This is a genomic window from Thermodesulfobacteriota bacterium (assembly GCA_040755095.1).
Taxonomy (GTDB): domain Bacteria; phylum Desulfobacterota; class Desulfobulbia; order Desulfobulbales; family JBFMBH01; genus JBFMBH01.
Map to the genome: position 1 here is coordinate 1 of JBFMBH010000028.1, position 22529 is coordinate 22529.

The 22529-nt window shown below is 67.3% G+C and carries 17 protein-coding genes; 8 read left to right on the forward strand and 9 right to left on the reverse strand.

Annotated features, from left to right (window positions below; all coding sequences use genetic code 11):
* A partial coding sequence (locus AB1634_06410) for a sigma-54-dependent Fis family transcriptional regulator (GenBank protein MEW6219155.1) occupies positions 1-909 on the reverse strand: 909 nt, incomplete at its 3' end.
* A gap of 211 nt (positions 910-1120) precedes the next feature.
* Here AB1634_06410 and AB1634_06415 point away from each other — a divergent pair.
* Positions 1121-1729, forward strand: a complete 609-nt coding sequence (locus AB1634_06415; protein MEW6219156.1) for a response regulator — start codon at positions 1121-1123, stop codon at positions 1727-1729.
* Between the two features lie 266 nt (positions 1730-1995).
* Here AB1634_06415 and AB1634_06420 read toward each other — a convergent pair whose 3' ends face one another.
* Positions 1996-3225, reverse strand: coding sequence for a multiheme c-type cytochrome (locus AB1634_06420; GenBank protein MEW6219157.1), 1230 nt, complete (start codon positions 3223-3225; stop codon positions 1996-1998).
* Positions 3226-3236: 11 nt separating this feature from the next.
* Positions 3237-3839 carry a phosphoribosyltransferase family protein gene (locus AB1634_06425; GenBank protein MEW6219158.1) on the reverse strand — a complete coding sequence of 201 codons (603 nt, stop codon included), beginning with the start codon at positions 3837-3839 and terminating at the stop codon, positions 3237-3239.
* Positions 3840-4387: 548 nt separating this feature from the next.
* On the opposite strand from AB1634_06425, the gene AB1634_06430 reads away from it, so the two are divergent.
* Positions 4388-9226, forward strand: coding sequence for a CheR family methyltransferase (locus tag AB1634_06430; GenBank protein ID MEW6219159.1), 4839 nt, complete (start codon positions 4388-4390; stop codon positions 9224-9226).
* A 19-nt stretch (positions 9227-9245) separates the two neighbouring features.
* On the opposite strand, the gene AB1634_06435 is transcribed toward AB1634_06430, so the two are convergent.
* Positions 9246-9902 (reverse strand): response regulator, encoded by a 657-nt coding sequence (locus AB1634_06435; protein ID MEW6219160.1) that lies wholly within the window; start codon positions 9900-9902, stop codon positions 9246-9248.
* Positions 9903-10405: 503 nt separating this feature from the next.
* Here AB1634_06435 and AB1634_06440 point away from each other — a divergent pair.
* The 5 genes from AB1634_06440 (at position 10406) to AB1634_06460 (ending at position 14845) form a co-directional block, all read left to right on the forward strand.
* Positions 10406-10801 (forward strand): class II SORL domain-containing protein, encoded by a 396-nt coding sequence (locus AB1634_06440; GenBank protein ID MEW6219161.1) that lies wholly within the window; start codon positions 10406-10408, stop codon positions 10799-10801.
* Between the two features lie 50 nt (positions 10802-10851).
* A complete protein-coding gene (locus tag AB1634_06445; protein MEW6219162.1) occupies positions 10852-11208 on the forward strand; it encodes a TusE/DsrC/DsvC family sulfur relay protein in 357 nt (118 codons plus the stop codon).
* A gap of 74 nt (positions 11209-11282) precedes the next feature.
* Complete coding sequence (locus AB1634_06450; GenBank protein MEW6219163.1) at positions 11283-13028, forward strand: hypothetical protein; 1746 nt, start codon at positions 11283-11285, stop codon at positions 13026-13028.
* On the forward strand, positions 13025-13525 hold the full coding sequence (locus tag AB1634_06455; protein MEW6219164.1) for a hypothetical protein: 501 nt from the start codon (positions 13025-13027) through the stop codon (positions 13523-13525). Before AB1634_06450 ends, AB1634_06455 begins: the two co-directional genes overlap by 4 nt.
* Before the next feature lie 24 nt (positions 13526-13549).
* Positions 13550-14845 carry a glycosyltransferase gene (locus AB1634_06460; GenBank protein MEW6219165.1) on the forward strand — a complete coding sequence of 432 codons (1296 nt, stop codon included), beginning with the start codon at positions 13550-13552 and terminating at the stop codon, positions 14843-14845.
* On the opposite strand, the gene AB1634_06465 is transcribed toward AB1634_06460, so the two are convergent.
* From AB1634_06465 to AB1634_06475, 3 genes are all read right to left on the reverse strand, one after another.
* A complete protein-coding gene (locus AB1634_06465; protein ID MEW6219166.1) occupies positions 14830-15765 on the reverse strand; it encodes an NAD(P)H-binding protein in 936 nt (311 codons plus the stop codon). The genes AB1634_06460 and AB1634_06465 overlap by 16 nt on opposite strands.
* A gap of 201 nt (positions 15766-15966) precedes the next feature.
* Positions 15967-16770 (reverse strand): 2,3-diphosphoglycerate-dependent phosphoglycerate mutase, encoded by an 804-nt coding sequence (gpmA, locus tag AB1634_06470; protein ID MEW6219167.1) that lies wholly within the window; start codon positions 16768-16770, stop codon positions 15967-15969.
* A 39-nt stretch (positions 16771-16809) separates the two neighbouring features.
* The gene (locus AB1634_06475) at positions 16810-17607 is read right to left on the reverse strand and encodes a DNA-formamidopyrimidine glycosylase family protein (protein ID MEW6219168.1); all 798 of its coding nucleotides are present in this window, start codon (positions 17605-17607) and stop codon (positions 16810-16812) included.
* Positions 17608-18083: 476 nt separating this feature from the next.
* Between AB1634_06475 and AB1634_06480 the strand changes: the two genes are divergently transcribed.
* A complete protein-coding gene (locus tag AB1634_06480; protein ID MEW6219169.1) occupies positions 18084-19940 on the forward strand; it encodes a response regulator in 1857 nt (618 codons plus the stop codon).
* A gap of 9 nt (positions 19941-19949) precedes the next feature.
* Here AB1634_06480 and AB1634_06485 read toward each other — a convergent pair whose 3' ends face one another.
* Both AB1634_06485 and AB1634_06490 read right to left on the reverse strand, forming a co-directional pair.
* Entirely contained in the window at positions 19950-20381 is a 432-nt protein-coding gene (locus AB1634_06485) for an archease (GenBank protein MEW6219170.1), read from the reverse strand.
* A 20-nt stretch (positions 20382-20401) separates the two neighbouring features.
* Complete coding sequence (locus AB1634_06490; protein ID MEW6219171.1) at positions 20402-21859, reverse strand: RtcB family protein; 1458 nt, start codon at positions 21857-21859, stop codon at positions 20402-20404.
* Between the last annotated feature and the right edge of the window lie 670 nt (positions 21860-22529).

Here is a 22529-nt window from a genome sequence, read left to right on the forward strand (position 1 = left end):
GCGGAAGAGGTCTCTTCCCACCAGGGCGTCGAGATCCTTGTTGGTGGCGGCCACCAGGCGGAAATCGACCCGGATCACCGTCTTGCCGCCGATGGGGCGCACTTGCCGCTCCTGCAGAACCCGCAGGAACTTCTTCTGGATCTCCAAAGGCAGCTCGCCGATCTCATCCAGGAACAGGGTGCCGCCATCCGCCTCCCGGACCAGTCCCTCCTGGCTCCGGTCCGCACCGGTGAACGCCCCTTTGACATGGCCGAACAGGATGCTCTCGGCGAGATTGTCCGGCAGGGCGGCGCAATCGACCACCACCAGCTTGCGGTCCGCCCGGTTGCTCAGGTTGTGGACTGCCCGGGCAAAGAGCTCCTTGCCGGTCCCGGACTCGCCGCAGATGAGCACGTTGGCTTCCGACGGGGCAGCCTTGGCCACCAGGTCGAGACATTGCTGGATCTCCCGGCTGCGCCCGATGATGCTGTCATCCTTGCCGGCCGCGGCAGCGGTTGCAGGCAGCCCCGCGCCCCGTGCCAGGCTCCGGCGATGGTTGACCACATTTTTGCATATCGACAGGATTGTTTGCGGGGACTCGGTTTCCAGGAGATAGTCCCAGACGCCGTCTTCCAGCAGGCGCTCGATGGCACTGGTGCTGTCTTCCTGGCCGAGCACCAGGACGCTGGGGCCAGGGACGGTCTTCCTGATCCGGGCAATGGCCTCCCGGACGTGCAGGTCCGGCAGGCCTTCCCGCAGGAAGACGATGTCGTAGGCGCTGGCGCCGATCCTGTCGAGGCCTTCGCTGGCGCTGAGGGCCAGCTCGGTGGTGAAGCCCTGGCTGGCGGCAACAGGGGAGAAGGTGCCGAAGAACGAGGCGTCGCGGTCGACGACCAGAACCCTGGCAGCAGTGCCGGGATCAGAGGGCATGGCCTGGCCCCCCCGGTGTCGGAGGACCTGCAGCGCAGGCGGACTTCCTGACCAGTTGCCGGAATTCCCTGAGCATGAGGCAGGGCCAAGGCTGGGGTTGATCATGTCGGGGCATTGGTGCCGGAAGGAACGTTTGTTCTGGAAGGCAGGGCTTGGACAGGTTATATAGCGCCAGGCTGAAAACATCCAGAACGATTTTCGAGGTGAGGGCGTGGAAGAGCTGTCGGTGCTGCTGGTCGAGGACAATCCCCAGGACGCGCAGTTGATCAAGGAATACCTGTCCGAAAGCGATGCCGTGCACTTTACCGTCAACGATGTCCCGACCATGGCGGAGGCCATCGCGGCCCTCGACGGCACTGCCTGGGATATCGTTCTTCTGGACCTGAGCCTGCCGGACTCTACCGGCCTGCAGACGGTGCGCACCCTGATCGGCCGCTTCCCGGCCGTGGTCATCGTGGTGCTCACCGGCCTTACCGACGACCAGGTCGCCATCCAGGCGGTCCGCTTCGGGGCCCAGGACTACCTGGAAAAGGGCCTGCTTACCCCCACCCTGCTCAGCCGTGCCATGCGCTACGCCGTGGAGCGCAAGCGGATTATCCGGCAGCAGGACAGCCTCCTGGCCGATCTGGCCAAGGCTCTGGATGAGATCGAGGTGCTGCAGGGGCTGTTGCCGGTGTGCCGGAACTGCCGGAGGATTCATAGTGCCGGCGACGAATGGATGACTGTCGAGGCCTTCCGGAGCAAAAGGAGCGGCTCGGACGTCAAGGACGAGATCTGTCCGGACTGCCTGCGCGACCTCTACGGCCTCGAGACCGCATGAGCTCCGATCAGACTCCCCGCCGATGCGGTTTCGTCAGCGCGGGCAGCCAAGCCCCAACGAGCCCGGCCATGGGCCGTCTGCAGGGCGACGCCTGCGTCGCCCCCGCTACGTCTTGCAGCGGTGGGGAGCCGCGCCGGACACCGGCGTCGCCCGCCCCCGCGATTCCCGACGGCGTCGGCATGATCCTCCCGTAGAAGGGGCGACGCATGCGTCGCCCCCCCTCACCCGCTGGCAGGACCGAAGTACCCCGCCTTGCGCCGGCCTTGCTATTCGTAATAGTGTGGCGTGCCCAGTTCGGCGGCGCCTGGCCCACCCTTGCGCGGGCTCTTGACGAAGGTATGGCTGCGCACGAACAGGTTGTCGGCGGTCTTGCCGGTGTTGGGCATGTATGCTTCCACCGTGAAGGTGGCATCGTGGCAGCTGCCGCAGGCATCCTTTGACACTTTCTTGATCTTGCCCTTGCCGGCGTGGGGTGAGTGGCAGGTGATGCACGACATCTTGGCCTTCTGATAATGGGCCGACTGGATGAAGCCCTGGTATTCCTGGTGATGCTTGGCTTCCTCGTAGACTCCGCTGGCCTTGGAGATCTCGTCGACCTTGAACATTCCCTTCAGGTCCCCCTGGTATTCTGCGTCAAAGGGGTGTTGCTCCTGGACCCCGGGAATGATGACCTCCTCGGGATACCATGTGGTCCAGTCGTCGCCTGGCCTGTGGGTCTCGCCAACCTTGGGGGCCGGGAAGTCCTCGCGTGGGTTGCCCTGGGCCGATTTCCACCGCTCGTTCTCGAGGCGGATATGGCAGTAGCCGCAAACCTTGGACTGCGCTTGGACGTCCAGGCGGGCCGGGTTGAAGATGTCCATCTCCTTCTTCGACTCGACATGGCGGGCCCCGGGGCCATGGCAGGCCTCGCAACCGACCCCCATTTCGACAAAGTCGCTCTTGACGGTCCGGCCGGCCTTTTCGTCATACTCCAGGATACGGTAGCCGGTGGTATGACAGGTGGCGCACATGCTGTCCCAGTCGTTTTTCTGGCCGTATTTTTCCCACATGAGGCTCGCGCGGTTGAACTGCATGTTGAGAAACTGGAGGCCGCCGGACTGCTCGTTCTTCACCAGGTAACGCTGTTTCCAGCGGGAGCCAACCACGTATTGGACATCGTCGAAGGTGTAGGTCTTGCCCGAGACATTACCGGTGGTCGGGCCGGGGTTGGTGCCGTCGCCGCCCCATTTCTCCACCGCCTCCTTCAGGATGGCGCCTTTTTTCGGCCTGATGATCTTGCTGTGCCACGATTCCTTCCAGCTTTCGTATTCCTCGGCATGGCACGTCCGGCAGGATTCCGAGCCGGCGAACTCCTCGGCGTGGCCTGCCTTTTTTTCCGACCCAGCCTCTCCGGTGCTGGTCACCACCAGGAGGCAACCGACAACTGCAATGGTCGATAAACCGGCTCGTTTCATGGTCAGCTCCTTGTTGATGATTGTTGGGATCTCCTTCGACATTCGCTGCCTTCTCAGTTCAACCACTGATCCGCCTCGGCAAGAAGCGCGGTCATGGTCAGGTCGTCCGGCAGGGTGTAGTCCTCGTACCAGGCCCCCAGGCCTTCGGCCAGGTGCGGGCTGACGAGCGTGACGATCTCGTCGGCCTCGGCCTCCAGGGCTTCCTGCGCCTGCGGCGTGATCGCCGGCAAGGCCATGGTCAGCCGCCGGGGCCTTCCCCACCTGAGCGCCGTGGCCGCGGCACGCATGGTGGTGAGCGTGGCGGTGCCGTCGTCGGCCAGGATGACCCACTTGTCCAGGATGCCGGGCGCCGGCCGGGCCGGGGGGCCGGTTCTCGCCGGCCAGACCGCCCAGCGCTGCACCTTCCTCATCTCTTCCCCGATGTCCTGGCTGGCCGCAAGGGCGATGGCGCCGAAGGCCTGCTGGGCAAGCCTGGGCCGCTCCAGCATCTGGACCAGAAAGGGCTCCAGGCGTGCCCCCAGGGCCTGCGCCACCTCGTGCGCGACCAGCAGGCCGCCGCGGGACAGAGCCACCACCAGACTGTCTCGGGCCGGGGCCTGGGGCCGCAGGACCTGGGCCAGCCGCGCTCCGACCTCCTTGCGATCCTTGAAGAGCATGATTTTCGCTCCGTCGATCCCGGCGCCTCGCCGGACGACGCATCTGTTCTCCTCCTCGTGCATAGTCCTGACCTCCCGCTGTCTTGCCGAGCAAGACACATGCCAGGCCGCGGGCATGGCCGCCAGGGCTCCCCTGGGCCAGTGAGCTGCCATGCGCGGGGCGCACCCAACGGGGTGCAACGCCGGAAGTCCTCTCTGGTGGCGGTTGTTTCTTGAAAGGGCACAGGTCGTATACGTCCTTCAGGACCTGTGAGGCCGGGGCGGGAAGTGAACCGGCACCGGACGCGGCATCCGATGGAACGGCGCCACCCCAACGGCTGCTGCGGCCCTGTCCTGGATGGCAGGATGTCGTCCTGGCTGGCAGGATTGCCTGCTGACCCGACAACGGCGCTGCTCTTCCGCCTTGCCGAACATCCGGGGCGTCTGGTATGAACAACCAGGAGCAAGGAGATCTTCCCCCCCCATTAGCCTGCTGCAACTGCAGGCTCTGGCTGCACCATTCCGGGGATGGGCCAACAGACAAGACTGCGGCTGCCGGAGGATCCAGGATGGAGCGCAAGGAGAAGAAGGGTGGCAGGACGACGGCGGGGGGGGAGAAGGTCGCCCGGAAGGGAAGCGGCCCTCCCCCGCCGGAGGAGGTTGCCCCGGCGGCCTCCCCACACCTGGTGCCGGTGGTGGGGGTCGGTGCCTCGGCCGGTGGCATCGAGGCGATCAGCCGGCTCCTGGAGGCCATGCCTCCGTCCCGCGGCTTTGCCATCGTTCTGGTCGTCCACCGGGACCCCCGATACCAGGGAGGGCTGGAGGAGCTGTTCGCCAAACGTACCGGGCTTACGGTCGTCCAGGCCGAGCACCGGTTGGCGGTGGAGCCGGACACGGTCTACGTCATTCCGCCCAACGCCTATTTGGCGCTGCAAGGCAACAGGTTCCGGGTTGACAAGCCGGTCCTCGTCCGCGGCACGCGGCTGCCCATCGACCACTTCTTCCATTCCCTGGGCGAGGAGCGCCGGGAGCAGGCCGTGGCCGTCATCCTCACCGGCACGGCATCGGACGGCGCCCTGGGCCTCAAGACGGTCAAGGAGCTGGGCGGCATGGTCATGGCCCAGGATCCGGCCACCGCCCTCCACGACTCCATGCCCAGGAGCGCCATCGCCACCGGTCTTGTGGACCATGTCCTGGCGGTGGAAGAGATGCCGGCGGCCATCGTCGACTACCTCCGGCATCCCCTGCTCAACCGCGTCGAGGCGACCCGGGAGCTGTCTGTGCAAGAGAAGGCCGCCTTGAACGAGGTGCTCTCTCTTTTGCGCTTCCGAACCAAGCACGATTTCCGCGGCTACAAGAAGACCACCCTGTTTCGCAGGATCCTCCGGCGGCTCAGCATCAACCGGCTGGAGGGCTTGCAGGAATACCTCGATTTCTTGCGCACCACCCCCCAGGAGATCGATCTTCTGAAAAAGGACCTCCTCATCAACGTCACCAGCTGGTTCCGGGACCAGGAGGCGTGGCAGCAGCTCGAGGCCGAGGTCATCCCCCGGCTTTTTGAGCGGCCGGAAAAGGAAGAGCCGGTGCGGGCCTGGATCGCCGGCTGCGCCACCGGCGAGGAGGCATACTCCCTGGCCATCCTTTTCCACGAGTACCTCGAAGGTGCCGGCCAGAGCCGGGTGGTGCAGATCTTCGCCACCGACGTGGACCAGGAGGCCCTGGAGATTGCCCGCCAGGGATCCTATTCCCGGAACATCGAGAACGAGGTCGACGCCAAAAGGCTCAGCCGCTTCTTCGACCAGCAGGAGGGGGCCTTTCGGGTCAAGAAGCGGCTGCGGGAATCGGTGATCTTCGCGCTGCACAATCTGATCGCTGATCCGCCGTTCTCGCGGCTCGATCTCATCTGCTGCCGGAATCTGCTCATCTACCTGGACACCGAGGTGCAACAGCGCATCCTGCCGCTGTTCCATTTCGCCCTGCGGGAAGGAGGCTTTCTCTTCCTTGGCCCCAGCGAGACCACCTCCCAGGCCCAGCACCTGTTCAGGACCGTGTCGAAGAAATGGCGGCTCTACAAGAGGATCGGCAGCGCGATCGCGGTCAATGCCCTGCAGCTGCCCTCGCCGCGGGAGGAGACCGGGCAGCTCTTCGGCCAGGAGCTTCAGACGCCGGCGGTCGCCGGCACCTTCAAGCTTGCCGAGACCGCCCGCCGCGTCCTTCTGGAGCGCTATGTGCCGGCGTCGGTGCTCATCGACCGCAAGGGAAGGGCACTCTATTTTCATGGCAGCCATGAAAAGTACCTGGTCCAGCCGGCGGGGGAACCGACGACCAATATCCTGGACATGGCCAGAGAGGGGCTGAAGACCAGGCTGCGCGGCGCGGTGCAGCAGGCGGCCGACTCCGAGCAGGAGATCGTGGCCGCCGGCGTCCGCCTCCGTCTCGGAGACCGCTACCAGCCGGTGAGGATCACGGTGCTGCCCTTCCAGCGGCCGCATCAGGCCGAGGGACTGCTCCTGGTGACCTTCGAGGACGAGGAGCGGCCGCAAGCCGACATCGAGGGGCGGCAGCCCTGCGAGGGCGACGTGGAGTCGGTGGTCAAGCAGCTGGAAGAGGAGCTGCACGCCACCATCGGGGACCTGGAGACCTCCAACGAGGAGCTGCGCAGCTCCAACGAGGAGATCCTGTCCATGAACGAGGAGCTCCAGTCATCGAACGAGGAGCTGGAGACCTCGAAGGAGGAGCTGCAGTCCATCAACGAGGAGCTCACCACCCTCAACGCCCAGCTGGCCGGGAAGATCCAGGATCTGGAAGAGGCCCATGCCGATCTGGACAACCTCATGCGCTCCACCCAGATCGCCTGCCTCTTTCTGGATGAGGAGCTGCGGATCAAGCGCTTCACCGCGGCTGCGGCGACCATCTTCAGCCTGTTGCCCACCGACTGCAGCCGGCCGTTGGCCGATCTCGACTACAAGCGCATCGACCCGGATCTTCTCGTCGCCTGCCGGCGGGTGCTGGACACGCTGGCAACCGAGGAGAAGGAGGTGTCGGGGGATGGCGGCATGTGGTACCTGCGCCGGATCCTGCCGTACCGGGACCAGGAGCAGCGCATCCGCGGGGTGGTGGTGACCTTCGCCAACGTCAGCCAGCTCAAGGCCGCGGAAGAAAGGCTTGAGGCCAGCCAGCTGGCCTACCGGCGGCTGGTGGACAACAACCCCGACGGCATCTGCCAGATCGACCAGGCCGGTGCCATCCGCACCGCCAACCCGGCCCTGGCCAGGATGCTGGGCTACCCGGCCGATGAGCTGGTGGGCCGGCCCCTCGTCGCGTTCCTGGCGCCGGATTCGCAACAGGAGGAGGCCGCCGGTCAGCTCACGGATGCTCTCCGGAAGGGGACGCCGCCGGTCTGCTGCCTCCAGGTGCTCAGGAAGGATGGCGGCCACGGGATGGTGGAGCTCTACGCCCTTTCGACCGGCGACAGTGGGAACAAGGACGGCGGCCTCTGGGTCCATCTGCGCGACATCAGCAGCCGCCAGCAGCTGGAGGATGTCATCTCCCGGAGCCGCCTGCGGGTCTATCAGACGCTGGATGCCATCCCGGCCCTGATTGCCTCCATCGACCGGGACGAGCGCTATCTCTTCGCCAGCCGTGGCCATGAGGACTATACCGGCAAGGCGCCCCAGGAGATGGCCGGCGCCACACTCCGGGAGGCGCTGGACGACGAAGCCTACCGGGTGCTGCAGCCCCGGGTCGCCGCCGCCCTCGCCGGCGAGCGGCAGGACTTCGAGCTCGAGCTGTGCCACCGACAGGACGGCCCGCGCCTCCATCGCGCCGTACTGGTGCCAGACGTTGCCTGCGGCCAGGCGGCGTGCGGCTGCTTTTTTCTGGCGGTGGATATCACCGGGGACAAAGAGACCCTTTCCCGGCTGGAAGAGCGGGATCGGCTCCTGGAGGCGATCATGACCTCGATTCCGGAAGGGATTGCGGTCGCGGAGGCCCCGGACATGCGCATTCGGATGATCAGCGCCCATGGCGTGCGCATGACCGGCCAGGAGGAAGCGTTTCTCAAGGACGCCAGCGTACTGCAGCAGGTGGCGCACTGGCGGCTCTTCCAGGAGGACGGGAAGACACCCCTGGCCATCGAAAGGATGCCCCTGGCCCGGGCCATCACCGCCGGCGAGACCACCGACAACCAGGCCCTGGTCATGAAGACCCCGGATGGCCGGGACATCCCGATCCTGTGCAGCGCGGCCCCGCTGCGGGACGCGGCCGGCGGCATCTCCGGCGGCATTCTCGCCTGGCGGGAGGTGACCGAGCTGAAGAGGGAGGTGGAACGGCTTACCCAGCTGGCCTTCATCCTGGAGCAGACGCCGCATATGGTCGGGTGCGCGACCCCGGACGGCCAGATCGTCTACCTCAACCAGGCGGCGCGGCGGATGGCGGGCATCGCGCCGGATGCCCCGCTGGCGGGCGAGACAGTGGACAGACACCAGCCGCCATGGGTGCAGCGGCTCTTGAGCGAGGAGGGGATCCCGGCCGCGATCCGTGATGGCGTCTGGCAGGGCGAGACCGCGGTGCTCGCTGCCGACGGTCGCGAGATCCCCTGCGCCCAGCTGGTCATCGCCCGGAAGGATCCGCAGGGCGAGGTGCGCTACCTGTCCACTGTTCTCCACGACCTGTCCGCGATCCTCGACGAGAAGAAGCGCCTGGAGAGCATGGTGAGCCGGCTGGAGAAGAGCAACGAGGATCTTGGCGAGCTGGGGTATGTCGTCTCCCACGATCTCAAGGAGCCGCTGCGCTCCATCGCCGGCTACCTGGACCTTTACGTCCGCCGCTACGGTGAGGGGCTGGAGCCCAAGGCCCGGCAGTTCCTGGATTTCGCCCGCCAGGGCGCGGCCCGGCTCGAGCGGCTGATCGACGACCTCCTGCAGCTCACCAGGCTCCGCCGCACCGACCTGGCGCCGGCTTCGGTGGACATGAATCTGCTTCTGGACGAGGTGCTGAGCCAGCTTTCGGCCCAGATCGACGAAGCCGGGGCCGAGGTCACCTGCGACGAGCTGCTGCCGGTGACCGGCATTGCCTCCCAGCTCAGCCTGGTGCTCCAGAATCTGGTGGCCAATGGCATCAAGTTCGCCGCCCCTGGCCGCAAGCCGGCGATCCACATCGGCTGCCAGCGTAACGACCAGGGCGTGGTCACAAGCGTCCGGGACAACGGTATCGGCATCGACCCCAAGCACCGCCAGCGGATCTTTCAGGTTTTCCAGCGGCTGCACCGGCAGGAGGACTATCCTGGCACCGGCATCGGACTGGCGCTGTGCCGGAGGATCGTCCAGAACCACGGCGGCGAGATCTGGCTCGAATCAACCCCCGGGGAGGGGGCCACCTTCTTCTTTTCCATCCCGGATCCGGCATGACCGGACCCGCGGGTCCTCCCTACCGTCTGCGGTGTCCTGCCGGCGGATCGCCCTTCTTCTCGCCCTCGGCCTGGCGAGCGGCCATCAGCTCCGGGTACAGCTCGAGGGCGCACTCCTTGCAGATGCCGTGGGAGAAATCCACCCCGGCATGGCGGCGGAAGTACGCCTCCAGCTGCACCCACAGGCCGTCGTCCTGGCGGATCTTTTTGCAGGAGGCGCAGATGGGGATGAGCCCCTTGAGGGTCCGCAGCTGATCGAGGGCCTCGTGCAGGCTCTGCACGAGCTTGGCCCGTTCGATGGCGTAGCGGATCGCCCGCACCAGGACGGACGGGCTGATCTTGCCCTTCACCAGGTAGTCCTGCGCCCCCTGCTGCACCGCCCGCAGGGCCAGCTCCAGGTCGTCCGCCCCGGTCATCACGATGATCGGCAGGTCCCCGGCCTCCTTCTTGGCCCGCAGGAAGGTGTCGAGGCCGCGGCTGTCCGGCAGGCCGAGATCCAGCAGCACCACGTCCACCCCCCCTTGCTGCAGGCGGTCGAGGCCGGCGGCCAGGGTGGGCGTGTGCTCCATCTCGTAGACCGGCTGGCTCTCGTCCGCCAACATCTCCCGCAACAGCAGGAAATCGGCGTAGTTGTCCTCCACAGACAGCAGGTGGATGTCGGGCTGGGGCTCGGACATTCGTGCTCCTCCTGGTCCTTTGGTGCAGGACCGCATCCTGTGCAACAGGACGGCCTGCGGTTGGCCCTGGATAGTCGGTGGAGGCGACAGCCGCTGAGATGGGTTGCGTTGTAGTTGGCCGCGCCCTGCGCATCATTCCATGGCGCCCATGGAGCCATGGGACCTATAGGACCTATAGGACCTATGGGAAGCCACCCCGGCGGCCTTCCGGCGTTTCACCCAGTTGGCTGCGCTGGCAGCCCACAGATCCCATAGCTCCCATGATTCCCATAGCTCCCATGACCCATGGGACCCATGGGACTTATTGGCAAGCCACCCCGGCGGACTTCCGGCGTTTTCACCGGCTATGACATCCAACCAGTTGTTTCTGCACTTTTGGTGCCACTCCTGGTCACCCGGCGTGGCATGGAATTTGAATCGTTTCTTCTTCGAGAACGCTTCCTGCAACGTTCCGTGGGCATGCGCCTCCCCATGATCATTCCATCCCGGAAGGAGGAGTCACGATGACCGGCATCGGCGAGCTTTATCATCATGATGACTGGAAGAAGGAAAAACATGTGCCGGTGATCGAGGCGCCGGCCGTCGTGGGGCCTGATGTGCCCTTCGAGGTGTCGGTGCAGGTGGGCAAGGACATCGCCCATCCCAATACCACCGGCCACCACATCCGCTGGATCCAGGTCTTCTTTCTGCCGGAAGGCGGCAAGTTTGCCTATCAGGTGGGGGAGTTTGCCTTCACGGCCCATGGCGAATCCACGGAAGGCGCGGATACCGGGCCGGTGCACACCGATCATCGGGTGCGCTTTGCCCTGACCCTCAAGGCCTCCGGCACCCTGTTTGCCACCTCCTATTGCAATATCCACGGCCTGTGGGAGAGCAGCACGGCAATCGCCATCCGATGACAGCGGATCAGCATAACCTCTACGCCCAGACAGCTACAAGGGAGATGACCATGAGCACATTGCAGATCGCTGGCCAAGCCATCGAGATCGACGAGAACGGCTTCATGCAGAGGACCGACCAGTGGAACGAGGAGGTCGCCCGGGAGTTGGCCAGGAGGGAAGGCTACGAAGGCCTGGATGACCGGCAGCTGGCGATCATCCGCTTCATGCGCGACTACTACCTCAAGTTCGCGGCCTTTCCGATCCTGCAGACGGTCTGCCATCAGATCCACGAGGGCAAGGGATGCATCAACGAGGCCTTCATCAATCCGGAGAAGGCCTGGAAGATTGCCGGCCTGCCCAAGCTGGACACCATCCAGTTTGTGCCCGTCGAAGGCGAGCACTACGTCATGCAGGAGTGCTGCTGACAAGGCAGCCCCCGCCGCCCGGGCCCTGCCCATGCCCTGGGCTCGGGACGGCGGGACAGCGCTGGCGGCCCTTCTTGCTCACCCGTCTCGTTCCCTGGAAGACCTTCCTGCGCCTGGCGGCTCGGCGGTACGGCTTCATCGACCCCGTAGGCGTTCTGGCCCAGCTCCGGAGCTTTGCCCAGCCTTCCGAGGTGCAGGAGCCGGTGGAGCTGCTGCGGGCCGGCATGGTCTTCCATGCCCGGGGCCTCCTGAACACCCGGGCCATCCAGCACAACCTGGACTGGGTCTGGCCGTACTGGATCGTGCGGCAGTTCAACCCGGCCGACCCCTCGTTCATTCCCCGGGCCTTCTCCTTCTCCCACATCAATCTGACCCACCGCAACTGGACAGCCATCGGCCTGCCGGATCTGGCCCTCTACCCCATTGTCGATCCCCGCGGCCTGGTGACGCCCCTGGATGACGGCTGGTCCATCGACTGCTGGCTTCAGGGGGCAGACGGTGTCACCCTGTTTCCTTCCCGGCTGGAGCACGCCCGGCAGCGCCTGGTGGATGACGACAACCGCCGGGTGGTGACCGAGTGCGGGCCGGCGGACCGCCGGCTTATCACCAGCGTCTGGCTCGACCAGGAGTCCTCGGGCCGCCCCCTGGTGACGGTCCGGGCCGCCACGGCTGCCCCTGGCTGGCTGGTGGTAGCCTTGCGGCCTTTCAACCCCGAGGGGGTGCAGTTCATCGAGACCGCCGAGGCCCTGCGGGAGGCTGCCGGCTGGCTGGTGAACGGCAGAGTCAGGGTATGGTTCGACCGGCCCGCCGCCAGGATGCTCTTCTCCGATTATCAGCATGCCGACGTGGCGAGCCGGCTCCAAGAGGAGGAGCGCGGCCGCTCCCGCCAGTGCCGGATCGGCATGGTCACCGCCGCCGCCCTCTTTCCCGTGTCCGGCGGCCAGGAGGGCCAGGAGGTGACGGTCCGGGTGGAGCTGCCCCCGCCGCCGGCGGCAGCCCGCCGCTCCCGGCGCTGGCCCGAGGCCGTGCAGCCGGCAGCCAGCCTGCACCTGCCCGACGCCCGCCTCCAAGGCCTCTACGACACCGCGGTCCGCACCCTCATCCATCTGGCGGCCGGCGATATCGTGCCTGGCCCGTATACCTACAAGCGCTTCTGGTTCCGGGATGCCTGCCTCATGCTGCATCCGCTTGTGGCCATTGGCCTGGCCGACCTGTGCCGCCGGCAGCTGGACCGCTTCCCGGCACGGCAGAAGAAGGACGGCTTCTTCCATTCCCAGGCCGGGGAATGGGATGCCAACGGTCAGGTCCTCTGGCTCTGTAACCGCTACCGGCTGCTCACCGGCGGCGACCTCAGCCCGCAGTGGCTGGACGCCATCTGGCGTGGCGGCCAGTGGATCGAGGCCAAGCGGGTGAAGGCCGCCGGCGACGCCAGGCACCACGGTCTGCTCCCCCCTGGCTTCAGCGCCGAGCATTTCGGACCCAACGACTATTACTACTGGGACGATTTCTGGGCCCTGGCCGGGCTTGCCGGGGCGGCCGCGACCCTCGACAGTTGCGGCCGGGCCCAGGAGGGCCGGCACCTTGCCGCCGTGGCCGCGGATCTTCAAGGCTGTCTGGCCGCCAGCCTTGATGCCGTCAGCCGGGAACGAGGGGGGCCATCCCGGTGTCGCCCAACCGGCGCATGGATTCCGGCGCCATCGGGGCGCTGGTGGCCGACTACCCGCTCCAGCTCTTTCCGGCCGGGGATCCCCGCCTTCTGGCCACGGCCGACTTTCTCTGGGACAACTGCCTTTACCGCGGCTGCTTCTTTCAGGATATGATCCATTCCGGGATCAACATCTACATGACCCTCATGCTGGCCCAGGTCTATCTGCGGGCCGGTGACGAGCGCTTCCATCCGCTCCTGGCCAAGGCCGCCGGCCTGGCCTCGCCCACCGGCCAGTGGCCGGAGGCCATCCACCCCCACACCCTGGGCGGCTGCATGGGGGATGGCCAGCACGGCTGGGCCGCCGCAGAATGGGTCATGCTCATGCGCCATCTGTTCGTCTTCGAGGAAGGGGAGCGGCTGGTGATCGGCCGGGGGATCCGGCGCCCGTGGCTGGAGTCCGGCGAGCCGCTGTCTTTTGGCCCCACCCTCACCCCCTTTGGCAAGGTGACGGTGTCCATCCACCCGCAAGACCGGCTCGAGGTGCGGCTTGCGGCCCAGTGGTATGGCGCAAGGCGGCCCGAGGTGGTGGTGGCGATTCCGGGATTCGGCTGCCAGGCCATGGGCGAGCCGGACTGGCGCTGCCAGCTCGAGCCCCACGTTGGCCCGTGACCCTCAGCCGGGCGGGAAACAGCCATGCGGATCTCCATGTTCACCAACACCTTCCTGCCGCACATCGGCGGCGTCGCCCGCTCGGTCTCGGCCTTTGCCGAGGACCTGCGGGCCATGGGGCATCAGGTGCTGGTGGTGGCCCCCACCTTCGAAGGCCAGCCCCGAAACGAGGATGCGGACCAGGTCCTCCGAGTGACGGCGATTCAGAGATTCAACGGCAGCGACTTTTCGGTGCACATCCCGCTGCCCGGGGTGATCGACGACCGCATCAATGATTTCCAGCCGGAGATCATCCACAGCCACCACCCCTTCCTGCTGGGAGACGCCGCGCTGCGCGCCGCCCGCCGCCGGGACCTGCCCGTTGTCTTCACCCACCACACCCTCTACGAGCGGTACACCCATTACGTGCCCTTCGATTCCGCGGTGATGAAGCGGTTTGTCATCCACCTCGCCGTCGCCTACGCCAATCTCTGCCACCGGGTGATCGCGCCATCGACCAGCATCAAGGCCCTCCTGGAGGGCCGCGGTGTCACCGCGCCGGTGGAGGTGCTGCCCAGCGGCGTTGATCTCGATTTCTTCCAGGCCGGGCGGCCGGAGGTCTTCCGGCGCCGGATGGGCATCCCCGCCGGCCAGCGCATCATCGGCCACGTGGGCCGCCTGGCCCGGGAGAAGAACCTGGCCTTTCTCGCTGGCGCAGTGAGCCGCTTCCTTGCGGAGCGGGAGGGGTTTGTCTTTGTGGTGGCGGGGACGGGCGACAGCCGGGACGAGATCATTCGGATCTGCGAGGCGAGGGGCGTCGGCCATCGTCTGATCCTGCCGGGCGTCCTCCGGGGCCAGGAGCTCGCCGACTGCTACCGGGCGATGGATCTTTTTGTGTTCGCCTCGCACTCCGAGACCCAGGGGCTGGTGCTGGCGGAGGCCATGGCCGCCGGGGTACCGGTGATCGCCCTTGCCGCCTCCGGGGTCGGTGACGTGGTGGAGGACGGGAAGAACGGTCGCATCCTGCCTGCCGGCAGCCCGGAGGAGGCCTTTGCCTCGGCCATGGCCGCGGCCTTCGACAGCGGCGCGGTGAGGCTCTGGCAGCCGGCTGCCCTGTCCGCGGCCCGGCGGTTTGCCCGGCCCCGGTGCGCCGCCCGGCTGGCGGCCCTGTACGAGACCACCCTGAGTGGCGCCACCAGCCACCGGCACGAAACCGATCTTCTGGACACCGTCCGCCGCAGCCTGGCCGCGGAATGGGAGCTGCTGCAGGAAAAGGCGGCGGCGGTGCGGCAGAGCCTGCAGGACGCCCCCGGCCCGGGGCCGGCTCAATACCGGCTGTAAGGGGAGCGCCGGTCGTCGCGCCGGGACAGCTCGCCGGCATAGTGGCGGCCGATGGTGGCGCCATGCTGGGCCAGCCAGGCGGTGAGCCGGGTGTCGCCGGTGGCCGGGGACGGCACATCCAGGAGGCCCTGCATAAGGCCCGTGATCTCGTCCCGAGTCACCACCACATCGTGCACCACAAGGCCGGCCAGCCGGGCGACGAGAAAGCCCAAAGCCGGCGGCACCGGGACCCGGGGCCGGTTTTTGCCGATGGCCCGGCCGATGGTGGCGACCAGGTCCCGGAAGGAGAAGGTCTCCGGGCCCACGGCATCGATGACGGCGCGGCCCGCGGCTGCCCCTTGCGCCACCGCCAGGGCCGCCAGGTCGTCCACGAAGACGGGACGCAGGCGGTAGCGGCCAAGGCCAAAGAGGGGAAAGACCGGCAGGTGCCTGAGGAGCCAGGCGATGTTGTTGATCACGATGTCCTCCGGCCCGAAGAGAAGCGCCGGCCGCAGCACGGTGTACGGGATGCCGGTTTCCGCCAGCAGCCGCTCCACCTCTGCCTTGCCCCGGAAGTACTCCAGGGGCGAATCCTCGGCCGCGTTGGTGATGCTGATCTGGACAATGCGGCCCACCCCCGCCTCCTTGGCCGCGGCGAGCAGGGTGGCGGAATGGCGTACCGCCTGGGCGTAGCCGAAGTCCCGGTAATTGAACCGGACCCAGTAGGTGTTGTACAGGACGGCCACCCCCCGCAAGGATTGCACCAGCTGCTCGAAGTGGTCGAAATGGAACGGCAAGGCCCTGACCGCCGGCCGCAAGGGGCTGGCCCGCTCCAGGGAGCCGGTGAGGGTCTGGACCGCCAGGCCGGCGGCCAGAAGCCGCTTGGCGATGTAGCTGCCGGAAAAGCCGAAGGCACCGGTGACGCAGTGGACTGGTGGCATGCCGTGCTCCTCTGGTTGTGAAGAGGCCACGCTTTCCGGATGGTAGGGGCAGCCCCCCGTGGCTGCCCGGTCGAGGCCGGCGGCACCGGGTGGGTACGCCCCCGGTTGGGTGCGCCCCGCACATGGCAGCCCACAGGTCCCATGACTCCCATGAGTCCTTTGGCTCCCATGGACTTATGGGACCTACAGGACCTATAGGACTTATGGGAGGCCACCAGAGCGGACTTCCGGCGCGGGCATGGCAACCTGCTCGATGGTCGAGTTTCCTTGGCTGGCCTGGGCCGCCACCGCTGCGGCGGCCTTGGCCACCGCCTCCGGATCCCCCAGGTAGAAGTGGCGGCAGGGCTGCAGGCTTTCGTCCAGCTCATAGACGAGGGGAATGCCGGTGGGGATGTTGAGCTGGACGATGTCCTGGTCGGACACCCGGTCGAGGTGCTTGACCAGGGCCCGCAGGCTGTTGCCATGGGCGGCGATCAGGACCCGCTGGCCATCCCGGATGGCCGGGGCGATCTTCTCGGTCCACAACGGCATGAAACGAGCCACCGTGTCCTGAAGCGACTCGGTGCGGGGGATGGCGTCCCCCAGCTCCCGGTAGCGGGGATCGTCCAGCGCCAGCCGCGGGTCGTCATCGCTTAAGCCCGGCGGCCGGGTGGTGTAGCTGCGCCGCCAGGTGAGCACCTGCTCGTCACCGTGCCGGGCCGCCACCTCGGCCTTGTTCAGCCCCTGCAGGGCCCCGTAGTGCCGCTCGTTGAGCCGCCAGCTTTTGACCACCGGCAGCCACATGAGATCCATCTCCTCCAGGGCCAGCCACAGCGTCCTGATCGCCCGCCGCAGCACCGAGGTGAAGGCGATATCGAAGCGGAAGCCCTCGGACTTCAGGATCCGGCCGGCCTGCTGGGCCTCGGCGATGCCCTGGGCCGACAGATCGACATCGGTCCAGCCGGTGAAGCGGTTGTCGAGGTTCCAGGTGCTCTGGCCGTGGCGGAGCAGGACAAGGGTGGGCATAGGGCTCCCTCGGGACGTTCTCATGGTGATCAGGCTCGGCTACCGGGCTTCATCCTGATGGCAGGAGCAGAAATAGGCGTCGCGCCCGGCAACGGTGGTGCGCCGGATGGTGCCGGAGCAGCAGGGGCAGTGCTGGCCGTCCTCCCGCCGGGGCATGAGCCAGTTTTTCGGCCAGCCGCCGGCGCCGGCCCGGTTGTCGATGGCGGTCTCCAGCACGTGCCTGGTGGTGGCGGCCAGCTCCCGGCGCTCGTCCTGCCGGAGGTCAGCGGCCCGCTGCCTGGGGTGGAGCCCCAGGTGGAAGAGGATCTCGTCCGCGTAGGCATTGCCGATGCCGGCCAGCACCTTCTGGTTCGTGAGCAGGGTCCGGAGCGCGCCGTGGTGTCCGGCCAGGCGAGCCGCGAAGGCCTGCTGATCGCTGCACAGCGCCAGGGCGTCGGGGCCGAGATTCCTGCTGGCGATGAAGGCCTCGACGCTGGCGGCCAGGCTGATCCGGCCCAGCTGAAGGCGGCAACAATAGGCCAGGTGCTGGCCATCCTCGAAGCGCAGCAGGAGCCGGCTGTGGTCCGGAGCCTTCTCGCCGTCCCGGAAGGCGGCTAAGAATCCGCCCGGGCCGAGCTGCAGCACCAGGCACGATTCCGCATCCAGGCAGGCGAAGAGGTGCTTGCCGTGGCGCTCCGTGCGGCGGAAGCTGTGTCCGGTCAGGCGCTGGCGCAGCCCTCCGAGCGAGACGCCTTCCAGGAGCATGCCATCGCACTGCAGCACAGCGGCGATCCGCTTGTCAAGCCAGGTGGCGTCGAAGAGCTCCTTGAAGACCTGGACATCGGGCAGCTCCGGCATGGCTCCTCCTGGCCAACGGCGGTCCGGCAAGACACGAGGTGGTGATGACCACCTCGTAGCAAGACCTGTGCCGTGCCAGGGCACGGCCAGGCAGGGGCACGGCATGCCGTGCCCGTATGGTCGCGGGCCGTGGCGGGGCCACCATGTCCGATGGGGGTGCCCGGAACCGTTGCGGTGCCAACCGGCCCACCGGGCGGCATATCCCCCACCGGCCATTCCCCATCGCGTGGGTCGTCCCGCCGCCCGCACCGCCCGTGCGGTCCCCGGGCCGGGTAGGGGCGACGCATGCGTCGCCCTGGCGGGCGGAACCGTTGCGGTGCCAACCGGCCCACCGGGCGGCGTATCCCCACCACCACCGCGCCCGGATCCGGATCATACCGAATGCTCCCGCGGCTGGAATGAGAATTGCTGTGTCTCTGGGCCAGACAGCCGCCGGACGGCAGGGTTGGTGCCGGGGCGCGCAAGGAGGACGGTGCGTGGACGAGGACAAGCCGATCCGGGTCCTGCTGGTGGAGTCCGACCAGAGTGAGGCCGGCCTGTTGAGGGATCTGTTGCAGGCAGAAGACGAAGCGATCGTTCTGCAATGGGCGGACCGGCTGGCGGCGGCGCTCGCCCGCATGGCCGCCGAGCCCTTCGACATTGTGGTCACGGATCTCAAGCTTCCGGACAGCAACGGCATCGAAACCTTTGTCAAGATCCGCAGCCGGTTCCCGTATCAGCCGGTGGTGGTGCTCGCCGGGGCGGACAACCAGGGCATGGCCATGGATGCCGTCCGCAAAGGGGCGCAGGATTATCTCATCAAGGGACGGGCCAAGGGGCATTCCATCATCCGCCTGCTCAAGTACTCCATCGAGCGGCAGCGGCTGCTCAACGAGTGCCAGAGGCGCATCCAGGAGATCCGCACCCTGGAAGGGCTGATTCCGGTCTGTGCCTGGTGCCGCAAGGTTCACACCCACAAGGGCTACTGGGAGAGGGTCGAGAGGTATGTCGAGGAGCAGACCGGCGCCTCCTTCTCCCACGGCATCTGTCCCGAGTGTCTGGAGAAGACCCATCCCGAGCTGTTCGGCCTCCTGGAGCAGAGCCATCCGGAGCTGGTGGCCAGCCAACCGGCGGAAGAGCCGGCCGGGCGGCCGATCCGGCTGCTGCTCATCGAGGACAACGCCGCCGATGCCGGTCTGGTGCAGGAATTCGCGGCCGAGATCACCGGCCTGCCGCTGGCGATCCGCCACGTGACGAGGCTGGCGACGGCGATCGAGCTGCTGCAACGGGAGCGCTTCGACCTGGTGCTGTGCGACCTCGGACTGCCGGACAGTCAAGGCATCGAAACCTTCATCAGCCTGAACACGGTGATCCCGCAGGTGCCGATCATCGTCCTGACCGGCGTGGATGACAAGGGGTTCGCGGCAACCGCGGTGCGGAGCGGCGCCCAGGACTACATCGTCAAGGGAGAGCTGGACAGCGCCCTGTTGAGGAAGTCGATCCGCTACGCCATCGAGCGCCACAAGATGCTGGAGGAGCTGCGCTGCAACCTGCGCGAGGTCAGGAAGCTGCACCAGGAGCGGGACAGCATCCTGTCCATGTTCGCCCACGACATCAAGAACGCCATCATTCCGGCGACCCTGCTGCTGTCCAGGATCGGCACCGGCAAGGCCGCCCCGCCCGCCAACATCGTCCTGCCGATCGTCGAGGCCCTGCGGAGCGCCGAGGGCATGCTGGCGGAGTTCATCGAGCTCTCCCGGCTGCAGTCCCGGGACTACGAGCCGGCCATGGGCGTGCTCGATATCGAGGCCCTGGTCCTCGGTCAGGTGGAGGTCGCCCGGGCCAAGGCCAGCGAAAAGGAGATCGGGATCCGTCTGGATCTGTCGCCGGCGCCATTGCCGGTCCTGGCTGCGGATGCGGCCATGCTGCAACGGGTGCTGGCCAATCTTCTCGACAATGCCGTCAAGTACACCCCGCAAAAGGGCACCGTCACCGTGACGGTCCGCCAGTCCGAGACGGATCTTCTCGTCCAGGTGCAGGATACCGGCATCGGCATCGCCGACCTCCATATCCCGTCCATCTTCGAGGCCTTCTACCGGGTGCCGGGCATCGAGAAGGGGTCGGGCCTGGGTCTGGCCATTGCCGGCAAGATCGTCAAATCCCATGGCGGCGAGATCTGGGTCGAAAGCACCCCGGGCCATGGCAGCACCTTCAGCTTCACCCTGCCGCTGCCGCAGCCGAAAGCCGAGTCGGCCTGCCCCGTCCCGGCGACGGCCAGGAGCCGCCCCCCGGCCCGCGAGGTCCAGGCCGCGGCCGGCGGGGAGACCCCCCGCCCCTCGGCGGCCATGGACTGACCGGCAACCTCAGATATCCAGCACCACGGTGGCCTGCCAGCCGCCGGCGATCTGCCGGACCCCGAAGCGGTGCATGGTCACCGCCTTGACGTCGGCGGCCAGCTCGTGGCGCTGCGGGTCCAGGGTCTCCCCGGCTGCCTCCGCTTCCAGGAGATAGCCTTGCGCAGTCTCCCGGATGCGGATCTCCCGGACCACAAGCAGGAGCTGCTCGCTGTCCTTGAAGAAGATGAGCTCCTGCAGAAAGTGGTAGAGCAAAAGATCGAGGCTGTCCGGCCCCAGGAGGATGCGGCGAAGCTCCCGGGGTTGAAGGCCTTCGGGATTGGCGATCATCTCCCGCAGGGTGGCCTCGGCTGCGGCGGCGAACAGCTCTTCCCGGGTGGCGCCCTGGGCCTCGAAGGCGGCATCCGCCACCGCGATGTTCTCGAGATAGGTGTACGGCATGGCTGGCTCTCCCGGCTTTGTCAGCCCTTGACGTTGCCGATGGGCAAGAGGCGCACCACCGGCCGGCTCAGGCCCGCCAGCCGGGTGGCCTCGATCACCTCGTCGATCTCCTTGTAGGCGCCGCCCGCCTCCTCGGCCAGACCCGAGTACGAGACGGTGCGGACGTAGATGCCCCGCTTCTCCATGTCGCGCTGCAGCTGCCGGCCCTGGAACAGCCTTTTGGCCTGGTGGCGGCTCATCACCCGGCCGCTGCCGTGGGCGGTGGTGAAAAAGCTCTGTTGGGCAGTATCGACCCCGGCCAGGAGAAAGGAGCCGGTCTCCATGCTGCCGCCGATGATCACCGGCTGCCCGGTCTGGCGGAAGGCCGCGGGCAGCTCCTCCCGGCCGGGACCGAAGGCGCGGGTGGCGCCCTTGCGGTGCACCAGCAGCTGCCGCGACCGGCCATCGATCTCGTGGCGCTCCAGCTTGGCGGTGTTGTGGGCCACATCGTAGACCTGGTGCATGCCCAGCGCCTCGGGCGTCTTGCGGAAGACCTCCGAGAAGACCTCGCGGATGCGGTGCAGAATGAGCTGCCGGTTGAGGAAGGACATGTTGACCGCGCATTTCATGGCCGCGAAGTAGTCCTGGCCCTCCGGGGAGCGGAAGGGGGCGGAGGCCAGCTCCCGGTCCAGGATGGCGATGCCGTACTTGGCCTCCATGACCCGCAAAAAGGAGGTCAGGTAGTCCGAGGCCACCTGGTGGCCGAAGCCGCGGCTGCCGCAGTGGAACATGATCACCACCTGATGCGGCCGATCGATGCCGAAGGCGGCCGCTGTCGCCGGGTCCAGGATGTTCTCCGGGGTGGCGACCTGGATCTCCAGGTAGTGGTTGCCGGAGCCCAGGGTGCCGATCTGCTGGTAGCCCCGCTCCACCGCCTTGTCGCTCACCTTGCCGGCATCGGCACCGGCGATCCCCCCGCCCTCCTCGGTACGCTCCAGGTCCTCGGCCCAGCCGAAGCCCCGCTCCACAGCCCAGGGCGCCCCTTGTTCCACCGCCTGGCGGAATTCGCTGCGGCTGATCCTGAGGAAGCCCCGGCCGCCAACCCCGGCCGGCACCCGCGCAAAGAGGCGATCCACCAGGCGCTTGAGGTCCGGGGCCACCTCCTCGTGGGTGAGATTGGTCAGCACCAGCCGCATGCCGCAGTTGATGTCGAAGCCGATGCCGCCGGGCGAGATGATGCCGCTTTCCGCGTCCACCGCCGCCGCGCCGCCGATGGGAAAGCCGTATCCCCAGTGGCCGTCCGGCATGCACATGGCGTAGCGCTCGATCCCCGGCAGGCAGGCCACATTGGTCACCTGCTCGATGACCCCCTCGTCCATGGCCGCAAGAAGCGCCCGGGTGGCGAAGATCCGGGCCGGCACCAGCATGCCCTTCTTGTAGGAGACCGGAATCTCCCAGACATACGGGGTGATCTGGATAAGCCCCGCCGTGGTCGTCATGGCTTGCCCCCCTGGAGTGAGCGGCCGCGCATGGGGCGCGCCGAACTGGGTAAACGGCCGTTTTGGGCCAAGGCAGCGTTGCCCGCCGGAAGCTCGGGCTGGAGGCCGCTGTTTGTTGAGAGTTGCCATGCGCGGGTCGCACCCCAATGGGTGAAACGCCGGCAATCCGCTCTGCTGGCCGTTGTTTCTTAAGAGCCTCGCGCAGCGAGAGCAGATACGGTAGCCGGGGGATTCATCCCCCGGCAGGAGGCGCCGGCGACAACCTCGACCGCCGCAATCCCCAGCGCCGGACACCCCCCCCCGCGGCCGGACACACTGGCCGGCATCCACCGCGCCCTTTTCATCCTTCCGCCTTCATCCTTCCGCCTTGCCCGCGGCCGGACACACTGGCCGGCATCCACCGCGCCGGCCAAAACCGCGGCGGCTCCCCGGGGGGCGGGCCGGTGCTTCCCGGCCGGCCTTGAAAGGCCGGCCTACCTCTGGTACGCCACTCCGTGGCTCTGCAAGGAGGGCTTCTTCCGGAGTCTCGCGTGGCGAGAGCTGCCAGGCGCAGGGCGCGCCCAACTGGGGGAAACGCCGGAAAGTCCGCTCTGGCAGCCGATGTTTCTTGTGTGCGCGGCCGCTGGTCCTGCAGGAGTGGATGCCCGTCCTGCCGGACAGGATGAAGAAG